Raw genomic sequence first — 15,588 nt, forward strand, 5'->3', positions numbered from 1 at the left:
CTGTTCCGGATCAGTTGGGCTTTTTTACGTCCGTAAGGGTATATTCGTAGATCAGCTGGGAGTTGCCCGGCACATTCTTTCCGTTGATGGTCTGCGGTGTGCAGGAGAAATAAAGCGAGGAAGGAAGGATCACCTTTGCTTTACCACTCTCTCTTACAGAAGAAAGCGCTGCCAGTTCATAACTTTTCAGATCGCTTAATTTGATCGGACTTCCGTCACTTTTTTGTTTGATGGTATCTGATGTTCCGATCTCCGTACCATTCATTAGGCTCAATGTATATTTGAAACTGATCAGCGAATCTGAAGTAGGTGTGCTTCCTGTTCCGGGATCGGTAACACCGATATAATAGAAGGTACCATAATCGGCATCGGCTTTATAGGTTAAATTAAGCCCATTATCTGCAATAAAAGAATCAATGACATGCTTGTCTTGTTCTGTAGTCAGCGGAACACAGGAAGGTCCTTTATCTTTCATACACGAGGCAAGTACCGTTACAACAGCAACAACAGCAATCATGGGGACGAATAACGTTTTTTTCATTCTTTCGATTTAATAATTAAATTAATAAATATTGACTATCAAGTAGTTATTTTTTGTCTTTACGGGCCAGCAACGCTTTGTAGTGGTTTTCATTGATATCCCACTTGTGATAAGACGAAAAGATACCGATAAACGCAACAATAATGATCCCGGCAATTAATAAAATTAAAAAAAGCGACGGATCTGCATTGGCCTGCATGGCAGCTTTTTTGTACCATCCGCTGAAGAAATTTATAAAAATACCTACCATCAGCAAGATTCCCAGGGGCGTACTGATTAAAAAATTTTTTAATGACCTCTTTTTCCTCAGCCGGTTCGCTTCCCAGTATTTGATAAAGGCCTCTTCTTCTTTCGTATACATGGCAACCCAAAGGTACATGAAAAACAGGCAGTTTTGTAAGTGTAACAAATGTTGCCTATATTGCAGTTCAATTAATTGTTTGTGAAACTAGCGTCATTATTAGCCCAATACCTGTTCGCCCATAAGCAGTTAAGCTTGCCTGGGCTCGGAGTTTTTCATGCCGATACCAGCGGCGGACCAGAAAATACAATTGTCCGGTTTGAACAACAGCCCGTGGAGGATTTTGAGCCTTCGGTGGTGGATTTTATTTCAGCAGAAACCGGTAAGATGAAGGTACTGGCGGTATCCGACCTGAATTCGCAATTGTATGAAGCTGTGCGGTTTTTAAATACCGGTAAGCCCTATCTGTTTAACGGAATCGGTACCCTGCTGAAAAAAACAGACGGTACCTATGACTTTGTCCCCAATACTGTAATGGCCCCGCCTCCGAAGAAAAAGGATGTTCCGTTCACGGAGCGGAACACGGTGCCGCAATCCTATATCGAAGAGAAACCGGTTAATGTCAGATCAAAAAAGCCGGCGATTATCATTATCGTCCTTGCCATTATTGCCATTGCAGCCACAGTATGGTTCTATTCAAAAACAGGCGAGCCTGCTGAACGGCAGCAGGCTGGTGATACTACGGGCACATCAAACAGTACCGCGGGCGAACCCTCAACAGGAACCGCCGGTAAACCCGGTGCCAGTGGTGATACATCATCGGCGCGCACTGCTGTGCCTGTTTCCACGGCAACTCCCGGCACCACCACCTATGTGCTGGAAACCACAAAAGAACCACGTGCCTCCAAACGTTACAATCAGCTGAAAAAAATAGAATGGCCGGTGGAGCTGGAACAATTGGATTCCCTGCGCTATGCGATCATTATGCGGCTGAACACACCCGCTACAGACACTGCCAGGGTGCGGGACTCACTGACCGCGATCTCCGGAAGAAAAGTGACCATCCGTTACTGATAAGGTCGACGGTCGTTTCATATCAACCGGAAAATTCTTTCCGGTGCTTGTTTCAGCACAGGCCTCCAAAACATCCCGATTCGTTAACATATGCGTCAGGATAAAAATGCCCCGGCTGAAACGTCGGCATATCCCTTATAATCTATCAAATAAAAACAGGCGCAGCGCGCCGTTTCTCTTTGTAACCCCCGGGGTACCTGACGACCCTTAAAGCCGCAGCGCGGCGATCACCTTCTGTACGGCCCTGTACCGCCTTACGCTGTTGTTGTCAATACCTGTAATAGCAGCGCTGCGCTGCAGCGTTCTAATGGCAAATATTAACCTGGCGCACATATGTGATTCATCAGGATTGCATGACAACCGGCGGCTTTGTGCCGGATCCTGTTTGTTTTCATACGGAACGAGGTTAACTATTTGTAAAACAACATGGAAGCGGCCGCTGAAACGGCCGCTGTACGCCGGTTACGGCCAAACAATATTTTGCACATTTGGCAGATTGATTTACTTTTCGGGCGTCTAAGACCGGCTGATATTACGAAATAAATCATATGACAAAGAATGATCTACGAAAAGAGCAGGCACTGGCCTACCACGCAAAAGGAAGGCCGGGAAAAATAGAGGTGGTCCCTACTAAAAAAGCCAAAACCCAAAGAGATCTTGCACTGGCCTATTCGCCCGGTGTGGCAGAACCCTGCCTGGAGATCGCAAAGAATACAGAGAACGTTTTTAAATACACGGCAAAAGGAAACCTGGTGGCCGTGATCAGCAATGGTACGGCAGTGCTGGGGCTGGGAGATATCGGCCCCGAAGCCAGCAAGCCGGTAATGGAAGGTAAAGGAGTATTGTTTAAAATATTTGCGGATATTGATGTATTTGATATAGAGATCAATGAAAAAGACCCGCAGAAATTTGTTGAGATCGTAAAGGCCCTGGAGCCCACGTTTGGTGGTATCAACCTGGAAGACATCAAGGCACCGGAATGTTTTTATATCGAGAATGAACTGCGGAAGCAGATGAACATTCCCGTGATGCATGATGATCAGCACGGCACCGCTATTATCAGCGCGGCGGCGCTGATCAATGCCCTGGAGATCCAGAAAAAGAAGATCGATAAAGTAAAATTTGTAATAAATGGTGCGGGTGCCGCTGCCATGGCCTGCGTGCTGTTGTACCAGGAGTTGGGTGCCCGGCCATCCAATTTCCTGATGTTTGATAAGAATGGCGTGCTGGGCAGGAACCGGACCGACCTGGAGGAGATGAAACTGCCCTTTGCCAATGCCACGCGTGAAATTTCACTGGCGGAGGCCATGAAGGGAACGGATGTGTTCATCGGTCTGAGCGCCGGTAACACCGTTACGGCAGAGATGGTCAAAAGCATGGCGAAAAACCCGATCGTATTCGCAATGGCCAACCCTACCCCGGAGATCTCCTGGGAGGACGCCACCGGTGCCCGCAAGGATGTGATCATGGCCACCGGCCGCAGCGATTATCCGAACCAGGTAAATAATGTGCTGGGCTTCCCTTATATATTCAGGGGGGCGCTGGATGTAAGGGCAAGGGTGATCAATACCGAGATGAAGCTGGCGGCGGTAAAAGCCCTGGCATCACTGACAAAAATGCCGGTACCGGATATCGTGAACCTTGCCTATAACCAGGAAAAAATGGCCTTCGGACCGGATTATATCATTCCCAAACCACTGGATCCGCGGCTGCTCACCACCGTGGCGCCGGCCGTGGCACGGGCGGCAATGGAATCCGGGGTGGCACACCACCATATTGAAGACTGGGAGGCCTACAGCCGCGAACTGGATAAACGGCTGGGTGTTGACAATCAGGTACTGCGCGCCATGGGTGCCAAGGCCCGCTCTGCGCCCAAACGGATCGTATTTGCTGAGGGCGAAAATGTAAAGATCCTGAAAGCCGCTCAGATCGTGCTGGATGAGGGGATCGGGTTCCCCCAGCTGATCGGCGATAAGAAAGAAATTGAAGCGATTGCGGCCGAGAACAGCATCGACATCTCAGGGATGGAGATCTTTGATCCACGCAGCGAGGAAATGATCGGGAAGCGAAAGGAGTACGGAGAGCTTTTCTTTAAAATGAGGGCGCGTAAAGGGTATACAAAGGATGAGGCCTATAAACTCATGAAGGAACGGAATCACTTCGGATGTATGATGGTGGAACAGGGAGATGCAGACTGCATGCTGGCGGGTCTTACCAAAAAATACGATGAGGCCATCCGCCCGGCACTGCAGATCATCGGTACCGAATCCGGCGTGAACCGGGTGGCCGGTATGTACCTGGTAATGACAAAAAAAGGCCCGTTGTTCCTTGCAGATACCACGGTCAACTTTAACCCTACGGCAGAAGAGCTGGCGGAGATCGTGTTGCTGACCGCAAAAGAAGTACGGGCGTTTAACCTCACGCCGCGCATCGCACTGCTGAGTTATTCCAACTTCGGCAGCAGCAAATCGCCGGAGGCACAGCTGATGTCCCGTACCCGGGAGATCGTTAAAGAAAAAATGCCGGACCTGATCATCGACGGGGAAATGCAGGCCAATGTAGCACTGAACAACGGATTGCTCCAGGAAATATATCCGTTCAGTGATTTGGTAGGACAGCAGGTAAACACGCTGATCTTCCCTAACTTAGCGTCCGGAAATATTGCCTATAACATCCTGCTGGAGATCGGTTCCTCGGATGCGGTAGGTCCGATCGTAATGGGGCTCAAAAAGCCGGTGCACCTGCTGCAGCTGGGCAGTACGGTAAGCAGTATCGTGAATATGGCAATGATCGCGGTGATCGACGCACAGCTGAAGACAAAAACTACGGCTGAAAGCGAAAAACGCGGAAGAAGACTGTTGAAAAGAAAAACTGATTGATCCATTTTTTAAAAACGATCCATTGAGAATATTAAAAGAGCTCGGGGAATTTATTAAAATGGCCGGTGGCATGTTCCGCAAACCGGAGAATACCAAGATGTACTGGAAGCAGTTCATGCTTCAGTGTAACGATATCGGCATCGGTTCCCTGGGTATTATCTGCATTATTTCTGTTTTTATCGGGGCGGTATCTACCTTGCAGACCGCCTATCAGCTGGTATCACCCATCATTCCCAAAACCACCATTGCCCAGATCGTGCGGGATACCGTGATCCTGGAATTTGCGCCCACGCTGAGTTGTATCGTGCTCTGCGGTGTGGTAGGCAGTAAGATCGCGAGTGAACTGGGAAATATGCGGGTGAGTGAGCAGATCGATGCGTTGGAAATTATGGGCATCAATACAAAAGGATACCTGGTATTGCCAAAGATACTGGCCGGTCTGGTGACCATCCCGCTGCTGATTATGCTGGCGATGATCCTGGGCATCTGGGGCGGACGGCTTGCCGGTACCGCTGCGGGTATTATTGATCCTACTATTTTTGATACGGGGCTGGTGATGGCCTTTAAGGCATATAACGTTTATTTCGCCCTGATCAAATCGGTGGTGTTCGCATTTATTATCACCGCAGTGCCGGCATTCTACGGCTATAATGTAAAGGGTGGTGCGCTGGAGATCGGGCACAGCAGTACCCGTGCGGTGGTGGTTTCCTGTGTATTGCTGCTGCTGGCTGATTACATCTTATCTGCACTGCTTCTGTAAAAACGCTCAATAACATGATTGAAATAAAAGACCTGAAGAAAAGTTTTGACGACAAGGCGGTCCTGAAAGGGGTGGATGTGGTTTTTGATGACGGCAAATGTAACCTGATCATCGGCAGCAGCGGCAGCGGTAAAACGGTGCTGATGAAATGCATGGTAGGGCTGATAAAACCGACCTCCGGGAATGTGCTGTATGATGAAGATGATTTTGTGAACATGAGTGATATTGAACAAAAGACCGTGCGTGAAAAGATCGGGATGCTGTTCCAGGGCGGTGCGTTGTTCGACAGTCAGACGGTGGAACAAAATGTAATGTTCCCGCTGGATATGTTCACCAATGACAAATACTCCAAAAAGAAGGAACGGGTAAAACAGGTACTGGAACGGGTACAGCTGAAAGAGGATGCCTACCGGAAATTTCCGTCGGAGATCAGCGGGGGCATGCAGAAAAGGGTAGCGCTGGCCAGGGCCATCGTGCTGAACCCCAAATATCTTTTTTGTGATGAGCCCAATTCCGGACTGGACCCCCAGACCTCGATGGTGATCGACAAACTGATCCATGAGATCACGCAGGAATACAATATCACAACTATCGTGAACACACATGATATGAACAGTGTGATGGAGATCGGTGACCATATTGTTTATATGCACCAGGGGGAGAAGGAATGGGAAGGCAACAGTAAAGAGATCATCCTCAGCGATAATAAAAAACTCAATGAATTCATTTTTGCATCCGAATTCTTACAGGATGCAAAAAAGATGCGCACCATCCAGGAAACGGGGGAACTGCCCCAGGGAGTGTCCGACGATGTAAAGAATAAGATCGAGGAAAATCTGAACATCGACCTGGATAAGGACGGCGTTATCGGAGACGGAACAAAAAAAACACCTCCGTCAAAAGAAAACTAGCGCGTACAACGCAAACCCTTAATTTTGCACTTGCTTTTTTAAATATATAATCTATACGATATGGCAGTTTTGGTTAATAAGAGTTCAAAGATATTGGTTCAGGGTTTTACAGGCACGGAAGGTACCTTCCACGCCACACAAATGATCGAATACGGAACGAACGTAGTGGGGGGTGTTACGCCGGGTAAAGGCGGAACAACACACCTGGAACGTCCGGTGTTTAATACAGTAGCGGATTGCGTAAAGCAAACCGGCGCTAATGTGAGCATTATCTTTGTGCCGCCGGCTTTTGCGGCGGATGCAATTATGGAAGCGGCGGATGCCGGTATCGAACTGGTGGTATGTATCACTGAAGGGATCCCGGTACAGGATATGGTGACCGTAAAGAATTTCCTCCAAAGTTCAAAAACAAGACTGATCGGACCGAACTGCCCGGGTGTGATCACTGCAGATGAGTGCAAAGTAGGTATCATGCCTGGCTTCGTGTTTAAAAAAGGGCGTATAGGGATCGTTTCCAAATCCGGTACGCTTACTTACGAAGCGGCCGACCAGGTAGCTAAAGCCGGTCTGGGCATCAGTACCGCCATCGGCATCGGCGGAGATCCGATCATTGGCACTACTACCCGTGAAGCCATCGAACTGTTTATGCAGGATGATGATACCGATGCCATCGTAATGATCGGTGAGATCGGCGGAGGTATGGAAGCCGAAGCGGCCCGCTGGATCAAAGAAAACGGAAATAAAAAACCGGTAGTGGGATTTATTGCCGGACAAACCGCCCCTCCCGGACGCCGTATGGGCCATGCAGGAGCGATCGTGGGTGGCGCTGATGATACGGCGGCAGCAAAAATGAAGATCATGAGCGAGTGTGGTATTGCAGTAGTAAGCAGCCCGGCCGATATCGGTAAAACAATGGCCGAACTCATCAAAAAATAATCTGAACGCATTTATTTTACAGAGCCCCGTTAACCGGGGCTTTTTGCTGTACCGCATCAAATACCGGTTCCTGAGGGAATGTGGCGTAATGGTATTTCCGAATCTGTTGATAAAGAGTGTTTTTAGATGTGATTGTATTAAGATACTGTGAATAGCGCATTGTTTTGCCCGCCGTGGAAGATCAGTATCTGTTAATTGGCTGACTGAACTTTAGATGCAGGAACAATCCCGGTCAGGATTCAGCATGGTAACAGGATGGAGACTTTTGATACGGCTCCCTGTTGCAACGATTTTGGATGCAGCCATTTTTATTTATCAGATTTCGGAAAGGATATCAAGAAAAATATCATAAATTTGAATGCCCCTGTTACCGGATAATTGATCATGAATGCTGTTGGATAATGAATTGTTTTGCATTCCTGAGACAACGACCGTATGATTGCTATTTTATTTGAACACCACAGTGTAAAATGATGTAAACCGTTCAAATAACTTCAACTGTATATGAAGGAAGGCAAAAAGATTTTTATAATTGATGATGATCCGATTCACCGGCTGCTGATGGATAAATTGTTTGCCAAGCAATCCCAAGAATACCACCTCCGTTTTTTTGAGAACGGCCAGAAAGGGCTGGATGCGTTAAAAGATCCTGATACGGGAACCCCGGACCTCATTCTGCTGGATATCGAAATGCCGGTGATGAACGGCTGGCAGTTCATCGAAGCCTTTGAGCAGCTGGATCCTGCGTTGCGTGATCCGGTAACGGTTTATATGGTGTCCTCTTCTTTTTCGGATGAAGATCAGGAACGGGTGAAAAGCTATCCGCTGATAAAAGGCTATATTGTAAAGCCCATCCGCATAGAAACCATTGCCGGATTGCTTGAGTGATTTTTGCGTGTGCGTAACCGGCTGATCCGCTTTCACCGGAAACTCCTATTATTATATGAACCGGCCGTTGTTTTACGGGGGATCAGTTATCTTTAGCGGATAGAACACAGGATCATGGACTTTAAGCATTTGGAAACGGAATTTTCCGGGGAACTGTTTTATGACGACAGCAGCCTGCACCGGGCACAGAAAATGGTGTATGCCACCGACGCTTCCGTTTACCAGGAGCAGCCGCTGGCAGTGGCACATCCCAAAGACAGGAACGATCTGAAAACGCTCATACGCTTTGCCAATCAGAATAACATTTCACTGATCCCCCGTGCTGCGGGCACATCGCTGGCAGGGCAGGTAGTAGGGAACGGCATCGTGGTGGATATATCCCGGCACTTTAAACAGATCCTGGAAGTGAATAAGGAGGAAAAATGGGTGCGGCTGGAACCGGGTATTATCCGGGACGACCTGAATGCGGCACTAAAACCCTATGGATTATTGTTTGCCCCGGAAACCTCCACCGCCAGCAGGGCCATGATCGGCGGAATGATCGGCAATAATTCCTGCGGTCTGCATTCCATTGTATGGGGCGATACCCGGCAGCATTTGCTGGAAGCTACCGTGTTGCTGAGCAACGGGGAAGAAGTAGTGCTGAAATACAGGACGGCAGCAGATATGGAGGCAAAGGCCCGGGCGGCTACCCTGGAAGGAAAGATCTACAAAGAACTTTTGACGCTGTTAAACGATCCGGTCAACCAGACCGTCATCCGCAAAAATTATCCCAAACGCTCGCTGAAACGGCGCAACACCGGATATGCGCTGGATGCGCTGCTGGAGGAGATGGAAGCCGGAACGGGTGGTTTTAATTGCTGCCGGCTCCTTGCGGGATCCGAAGGCACACTGGCCTTTGTAACGGAAGTCAAACTGAACCTGCTGCCGCTGCCGCCGGCGAAAGATGCGCTGGTCTGCATTCATTGTGCATCACTTGCAGATGCGCTTCATGCTAATAATGTGGTGCTGCGGCACCATCCCATGGCTTCGGAGCTGGTAGACCGGTACATCATGGATTTTACAAAGGGACATCCCGTATATCAGCAGAACCGTTTTTTTATTGAAGGTGCTCCCGAGGCGCTGCTGATGGTGGAATTTATGGAGGATACGGATGAAAAGCTGGACGAACGGACCGCTGCTTTGATCGAAGATCTGAAACGGGACGGACTGGGCTATGCCTGGCCGGTGATAAAAGGCCCGCAGACAAAACTGGTATGGGATATCCGGAAGGCCGGTCTGGGGCTGATCCGCAACATGCCCGGGGACCGGCAGCCGGTGAACCTGATCGAAGACTGTGCCGTTTCTCCCGAAGACCTGCCGGCCTATATCGAAGACCTGCAACAACTGCTGGACGGATATGGTCTTACCGCTTCTTATTATGCCCATGCGGGTGCGGGTGAATTGCATGTGGAGCCGATGATCAACCTGAAAACAGAAGAAGGAAGACAGGTGTTCCGTGATGTGCTGCGCGATACGGTAGGATTGGTTAAAAAATACAATGGTTCATTAAGTGGAGAGCACGGCGATGGCCGGTTAAGAGGCGAATTTATTGCCAGCGCTATGGGTGATGCAGTATATGGGCTGTTGCAGCAGGTGAAACAGTTTTTTGATCCGGCGGGTGTTTTTAACGCAGGCAAGATCGTGAATACCCCCCAAATGAATGAACAGCTGCGCTATGACCCGCAAAAAACGCCGCGTAATATAGCTACGGTGTTTGACTTTACCGCCCAGGAAAATATCCTGCGGCTTACCGAAAAATGCTCCGGCTCGGGTGATTGCCGGAAATCGCATATCACAGGGGGTACCATGTGCCCTTCTTATATGGCAACTTTGCAGGAAAAAGACACCACGCGTGCACGGGCAAATATTTTGCGGCAGTTCCTTACCAATACTTCAGCGGAGAATCCTTTTGATCATCCTGAGATAAAGGAAGTGATGGACCTTTGCCTGAGCTGTAAGGCCTGTAAGTCGGAATGCCCTTCCAGTGTGGATATCGCCAAACTTAAAGCTGAATTCTTACAACATTATTATGATGCCAACGGGATTCCGTTCCGCTCAAAGCTCATAGCAGGTTTTACAAGATCGCAGCGGCTGGGTATTATGGTGCCTGGAATTTATAATGCGATGGCCGGTAATAAATTTACCTCGGGCCTGATCAAAAAAATAGCAGGCTTTGCACCCGACCGCTCGTTACCTGCGGTAGGTAAAACAACATTGCGCAGCTGGTTTGAAAAATATAAAAAAACAACGGCACAGCAATACAATAGGAAAGTACATTTGTTCTGTGATGAGTTCACCAATTACAACGATGTGGAGATCGGCAAAACCACCATCAAACTACTCAATGCCCTGGGTTACGGAGTGACAATTCCCGTACATAAGGAAAGCGGGCGCACCTGGCTTTCCAAAGGACTGGTGCGGCAGGCACAAAAGATCATTACAGAAAATGTAGCAGCACTTTCAAAAGTGGTCACGGCAGATCAGCCATTGATCGGTATCGAACCCAGTGCCCTGCTTACTTTCAGGGATGAAGCGCCGGACCTGGTGCCCGCGGCACTTAAAACCAACGCACGGCAACTGGCTGCGCAGAGCTTTCTGATCGAAGAATTTCTGGCCGGTGAATATGAAAAAGGACATATCACATCCGGCCGGTTCACGGAAGCGAAACAAACGGTAAAACTGCACGGCCACTGTTATCAGAAATCTTTCGGAATTGTGCCTTCCGTGCAAAAAGCACTCAGTATCCCTGTTAACTATTATGTGGAGCTGATCCCTTCGGGTTGTTGCGGTATGGCCGGCTCCTTTGGGTATGAAAAGGAACATTACGACGTATCGATGAAAGTAGGGGAGCTGGTACTATTGCCGGCAGTACGGTCGGCAGCCGCTGATACCCTTATTGCCGCATCCGGTACCAGCTGCCGCCACCAGATAAAGGATGGTGCAAAGCGGCAGAGCCTGCATCCCGTGGAAGTATTGTGGGCCGCGCTGAAGTAAAATACGTCCGTCTTTTATACGAAGGGCTGACATACCGTATTGATTTGCGGCGAGCGGCATCAGGTCCTTCTGTAGAAAAGTGATCCGTAAGGAGAGCTGCTGTTGCGACTGTGTTTATCTCCGGGAAAAACCGCTCATGGCCGGGTAATGGTTCGTGCGGGCACCGACCCGGCAACTAACAGGCTATTTTAATAACGGAGCAAGCCGGTTTTCAAGGCCGTCCACGTCAAGATTGCGGGCAATGATCTTCCCATCCGGACCGATCAGAAAATTCTGGGGGATCTCGTGTACATCGTACAGCTTCGCAACAGGATTGTCAAATCCATCCAGGCTCGATATATGGGTCCAGTTCAGCCCATCCTTCCGGATGGCATCGATCCATTTTTGTTTACCTTCCTGTTTGTCGAGCGATACACTGAGTATGGTAAAACCCTTTTCGCGGAACCGGTTAAAAAGCGCTACCAGTGAGGGGTTAGACAACCGGCAGGGGATGCACCAGCTGGCCCAGAACTCCAGCAGCAGGTAGTTGCCTTTAAAATCAGCCAGTGCCACCTGTTTCCCCGATGTGTCTGCCTGAGAAAATCCGGGCGCAGCAGCACCTCCGGAAACTTTTTTTGCCACCAATAATCTTTTTTCAAAATTCCGGCCTGCGGTCGAGTGTTTAACAGCGACAGGCAGGCTGTCAAAAAGCGGCCCTGCTTTTTCTGCATCAATAATTGCTCCGCAGCAGCGGGTCAATGCATATAAGGCAATGGGCGATTGCGGATGTTGCCGGGCATAGGTTTCGTAAATACCATTGGCAGCACGTTGAACTTTGGTGAGCCGGGCCTGTACGGCAAACATGGTTGCCGTGTCATTGGTCGACCGGGCGGCCCTTAACTGCATTCCCAATGAATCTTCTTTTTGGGAGTAGATCTTTGACGCTGTTTCTAACTTAATATATTCTTTATTGGCCGTATTATGAGGAATGGAGGTATTGGGAAAAGAATCTTTTGAAAAGATTTCATTGATCCCCGGCTGGATATAAACGGAAGCGGTGATCAGTCTTCGTGGCCGGGAACGATCGTCAAGCGGCCTGCTGCGCAGATGGATCAGCAACGGCAGTTCTTCTTTGATCGGAATGGTATAACGGTCATGGGTCACAGGCACGCTGTCCGATACCGGTCCGTTCTCTGTTTCATAGCTGTAATAAATATAAGGTATGAATTCCTTTACATTCAGCAGCCGGCCTTTTATAAGAGCCGTCTGTTGCTGGCCATAACATATGCAGGAGCAACAAAGCAAAGCGGATAAAAAAAGATGCTTCATACGGTCATTAAAGTTACCGGTTTTTAAACATTCTCAGCCGGTTCATGGAGGAAGCGGGATGACACAGGCGGCAACCGGTTTTTTGTAAATGATCTGCACCGCCTGCCGTTGCGCAAAATCACCTATCTTTCCATAACGATTATGAGTCTGGAATTTCCGGTATACCTGCATTTTGGAACACACAGGATCCTGTTACATATGGTAACGGAATTAGCCAGTTTTTTTATTGCTTTCCGGGTCTACGTCTATCTTAAAAAAAAGCAGGGGGATACCATATCAGGAATGAACCGGTTGTATATTTTACTGGGTGCCACTATCGGTGCGTTGCTGGGCTCACGCCTGCTGGGCGGACTGGAAGACCCGGCGGCGCTGGCTGCCAGTGCTTCACCGCTTCAATACTTCTATATGAATAAGACCGTTGTCGGTGGTTTTCTGGGCGGACTGACCGGTGTGGAAATAACGAAAAAGATCATTGGTGAAAAGCAACGCAGTGGTGATCTGTACACTTACCCGATCCTCCTGGGACTGATCATCGGTCGTATCGGCTGCTTCAGCATGGGCGTGCAGGAGGAAACCTACGGATTACCTACCCGGCTTTTCACAGGAATGGATCTGGGCGATGGTCTGTTGCGGCATCCGGTTGCCCTGTATGAGATCGTTTTCCTGCTGCTGCTGGCACTGTTCCTGAGACGCACCGGACGGGCAGTACAGCTGGACAGCGGCGCGCGGTTCAAGATCTTTATGATCGGGTACCTGCTGTTCCGGTTTTTGCTGGATTTTATAAAACCGCATTACACCTGGCCGGTGGGATTGTCGTCCATCCAGATCGCTTGCTTACTGGGATTATTGTATTATTTTAGATATATCATTCAACCTAAAAAATTACTGATCCGTCATGCCGGTCCGTCCATACACTTACTATGATTTCACCATCAGCCTCTGCAGCACCTGTCTGAAAAGGGTCGATGCCAAAATTGTTTTCGAGAACAATAAGGTATACATGCTCAAAAACTGTGCGGAGCACGGGTTTGAAAAAGTGCTGATCGCCACGGACGTGGAATACTACAAAAATATCCGCAACTACAACAAACCCTCCGAAACACCGCTACAGTTCAATACAAAAACACATTACGGTTGTCCGTACGACTGCGGCCTTTGCACGGATCATGAACAGCATAGTTGCCTGACGGTAGTGGAAATTACGGACCGCTGCAACCTTACCTGTCCTACCTGCTATGCGATGAGCAGCCCGCATTATGGCCGGCACCGCACGGTGGAAGAGGTGGAGCGCATGCTGGACATCATCGTGGCCAATGAAGGTGAACCGGATGTGGTGCAGATCAGCGGGGGAGAACCGACACTTCATCCCGATTTCTTTAAAATACTGGACATTGCCAAAACCAAGCCCATCAAGCACCTGATGGTAAATACAAACGGCATCCGCATCGCAAAGGATAAAGAATTTGCAAAACAAATGGCATCTTATATGCCCGACTTTGAGATCTATCTGCAATTTGATTCCTTTAAACCGGAAGCATTGATCCGGCTGCGCGGAAAAGACCTGCTGGAAACAAGGATGAAAGCCCTGCAGCACCTGAATGAGCTGAATCTTTCCACCACGCTGGTGGTGACATTGCAACAGGGGGTGAACGATGATGAGATCGGGGCAATTATCGACTATGCTCTTCAGCAGCCCTGTGTAAGGGGTGTTACCTTTCAGCCGGTTCAGATCGCGGGCCGTACGGAAAATTTTGATCCGGCCGTGAACCGGATCACCATGACGGATGTGCGGCAGAAGATCCTCCACCAGACCACTGTGTTCAACGCCCATGACCTGATCCCGGTACCCTGCAACCCCGATGCGCTGGTAATGGGCTATGCCCTGAAGCTGAATAACCAGGTATTCCCGCTGACGCGTTATATTGATCCGGCGTTGCTGCTGGACAATTCGAAGAATACGATTGTGTACGAGCAGGACGACGCGCTGAAAGAAAAGATGATCGATATCTTCAGCACCGGTATTTCAGTAGACCGTGTGGAGGAGAATATGAACCAGCTGCTTTGTTGTCTTCCGCAGATACAGGCACCGGGGCTTACTTACAACAACCTGTTCCGCATCATCATTATGCGATTTATCGACGCCTATGATTTTGATGTGCGCGCCATAAAAAAAAGCTGTGTGCATATTGTACATAAAGACGGGCGGCTGATCCCCTTTGAGACCATGAATTTATTTTACCGGGATGAGAAGGAAGCGTATGTAAAAGAATTGCAGGAAAAGATGGAGACGACAGTTTGATAAATGGATGGATTTTTTGGTTTTCTTTTATTTGGGATTCCCATTACCTGTCCGACCCTGATGATCGCCGGCTTTGTAATGTTGTTTTCCCGGAAAGATAAAATGCGGAAATCCGGATCACGGTTACTGCTTACGGATGGCATTATCATTGCAGTGATCTTTTTAATTGGCTTTTCGCTTTGCTTCGGTATTTTTTAGGCCAGGCTATAAATAATAAAAAACAATGGAAGAGATGGGTATAATGATCTTAATCGGCGGGCCGGTTATCGGGCTGATCCTTATCCTGGGGGGTATCATAAGGCTGTTCGGGCAAAGTGAAAAAGCGATCGAAGGGCGGAAACTGGTACTCATCGGATTCATCTTCCTCGTAGTTTCGGCACTGGTGGGTTTCTCCATCTGCACAGGGGGATTCCGATAGATCCTTAAAAAAATAAAACAACCGTATGGCGGAATTGGGTTTGTTCTTACTGATCGCTGGTCCTATTGTGGGAGGTATTGTACTGCTGGTGGGGATCATCCAGCTTTTCGGAAGCAGCGAAACAGCCGCAAAGGGACGCCGGACGGCCCTTATCGGTCTTCTCATTGTAGTGGTCTCCATACTCATCGGTTTTTCTATTTGTTCCATGGGGGCTTCTGCCGGTGGGTTTCATTAGGTTACTGTTGCTCCTGAATTCAAATAAATCCTAATTTAGAACAAAATTATAACAGATATCCC

General features: G+C 48.7%; 14 protein-coding genes. 11 read left to right on the forward strand and 3 right to left on the reverse strand.

Features of this window, described 5'->3' with window-relative positions; all coding sequences use genetic code 11:
* Positions 1 to 10 precede the first annotated feature (10 nt).
* On the reverse strand, positions 11 to 541 hold the full coding sequence (locus K7B07_RS14680; protein WP_223710848.1) for an FKBP-type peptidyl-prolyl cis-trans isomerase: 531 nt from the start codon (positions 539 to 541) through the stop codon (positions 11 to 13).
* 46 nt (positions 542 to 587) lie between these two features.
* Positions 588 to 920, reverse strand: coding sequence for a hypothetical protein (locus K7B07_RS14685; RefSeq protein WP_223710850.1), 333 nt, complete (start codon positions 918 to 920; stop codon positions 588 to 590).
* A 63-nt stretch (positions 921 to 983) separates the two neighbouring features.
* Between K7B07_RS14685 and K7B07_RS14690 the strand changes: the two genes are divergently transcribed.
* From K7B07_RS14690 to K7B07_RS14720, 7 genes are all read left to right on the forward strand, one after another.
* Positions 984 to 1,856 (forward strand): hypothetical protein, encoded by an 873-nt coding sequence (locus tag K7B07_RS14690; protein ID WP_223710852.1) that lies wholly within the window; start codon positions 984 to 986, stop codon positions 1,854 to 1,856.
* A 548-nt stretch (positions 1,857 to 2,404) separates the two neighbouring features.
* Positions 2,405 to 4,735: an NADP-dependent malic enzyme gene (locus K7B07_RS14695; RefSeq protein ID WP_223710854.1), complete on the forward strand. Its 2,331-nt coding sequence runs from the start codon at positions 2,405 to 2,407 to the stop codon at positions 4,733 to 4,735.
* Between the two features lie 22 nt (positions 4,736 to 4,757).
* Entirely contained in the window at positions 4,758 to 5,495 is a 738-nt protein-coding gene (locus K7B07_RS14700) for an MlaE family ABC transporter permease (protein WP_223710856.1), read from the forward strand.
* A gap of 14 nt (positions 5,496 to 5,509) precedes the next feature.
* Positions 5,510 to 6,406, forward strand: coding sequence for an ABC transporter ATP-binding protein (locus K7B07_RS14705; protein ID WP_223710857.1), 897 nt, complete (start codon positions 5,510 to 5,512; stop codon positions 6,404 to 6,406).
* 60 nt (positions 6,407 to 6,466) lie between these two features.
* Positions 6,467 to 7,342 carry a succinate--CoA ligase subunit alpha gene (gene sucD / locus K7B07_RS14710; protein ID WP_223710859.1) on the forward strand — a complete coding sequence of 292 codons (876 nt, stop codon included), beginning with the start codon at positions 6,467 to 6,469 and terminating at the stop codon, positions 7,340 to 7,342.
* Positions 7,343 to 7,846: 504 nt separating this feature from the next.
* Positions 7,847 to 8,230, forward strand: a complete 384-nt coding sequence (locus K7B07_RS14715; RefSeq protein ID WP_223710861.1) for a response regulator — start codon at positions 7,847 to 7,849, stop codon at positions 8,228 to 8,230.
* A gap of 114 nt (positions 8,231 to 8,344) precedes the next feature.
* On the forward strand, positions 8,345 to 11,266 hold the full coding sequence (locus K7B07_RS14720; protein WP_223710863.1) for an FAD-binding and (Fe-S)-binding domain-containing protein: 2,922 nt from the start codon (positions 8,345 to 8,347) through the stop codon (positions 11,264 to 11,266).
* A 183-nt stretch (positions 11,267 to 11,449) separates the two neighbouring features.
* On the opposite strand, the gene K7B07_RS14725 is transcribed toward K7B07_RS14720, so the two are convergent.
* On the reverse strand, positions 11,450 to 12,574 hold the full coding sequence (locus K7B07_RS14725) for a peroxiredoxin family protein (RefSeq protein ID WP_223710864.1): 1,125 nt from the start codon (positions 12,572 to 12,574) through the stop codon (positions 11,450 to 11,452).
* 141 nt (positions 12,575 to 12,715) lie between these two features.
* Here K7B07_RS14725 and K7B07_RS14730 point away from each other — a divergent pair, with 141 nt between their 5' ends.
* From K7B07_RS14730 to K7B07_RS14745, 4 genes are all read left to right on the forward strand, one after another.
* Complete coding sequence (locus K7B07_RS14730) at positions 12,716 to 13,498, forward strand: prolipoprotein diacylglyceryl transferase family protein (RefSeq protein WP_223710866.1); 783 nt, start codon at positions 12,716 to 12,718, stop codon at positions 13,496 to 13,498.
* The gene (locus tag K7B07_RS14735; protein WP_223710868.1) at positions 13,470 to 14,873 is read left to right on the forward strand and encodes a radical SAM protein; all 1,404 of its coding nucleotides are present in this window, start codon (positions 13,470 to 13,472) and stop codon (positions 14,871 to 14,873) included. The genes K7B07_RS14730 and K7B07_RS14735 overlap by 29 nt, the downstream gene beginning before the upstream one ends.
* Before the next feature lie 223 nt (positions 14,874 to 15,096).
* Positions 15,097 to 15,291: a hypothetical protein gene (locus K7B07_RS14740; protein ID WP_223710870.1), complete on the forward strand. Its 195-nt coding sequence runs from the start codon at positions 15,097 to 15,099 to the stop codon at positions 15,289 to 15,291.
* 25 nt (positions 15,292 to 15,316) lie between these two features.
* On the forward strand, positions 15,317 to 15,526 hold the full coding sequence (locus K7B07_RS14745; RefSeq protein ID WP_223710872.1) for a hypothetical protein: 210 nt from the start codon (positions 15,317 to 15,319) through the stop codon (positions 15,524 to 15,526).
* Positions 15,527 to 15,588: the final 62 nt, after the last annotated feature.

The sequence above is a fragment of the Niabella beijingensis genome (assembly GCF_020034665.1).
In the GTDB taxonomy this organism is placed as follows: Bacteria; Bacteroidota; Bacteroidia; order Chitinophagales; family Chitinophagaceae; genus Niabella; species Niabella beijingensis.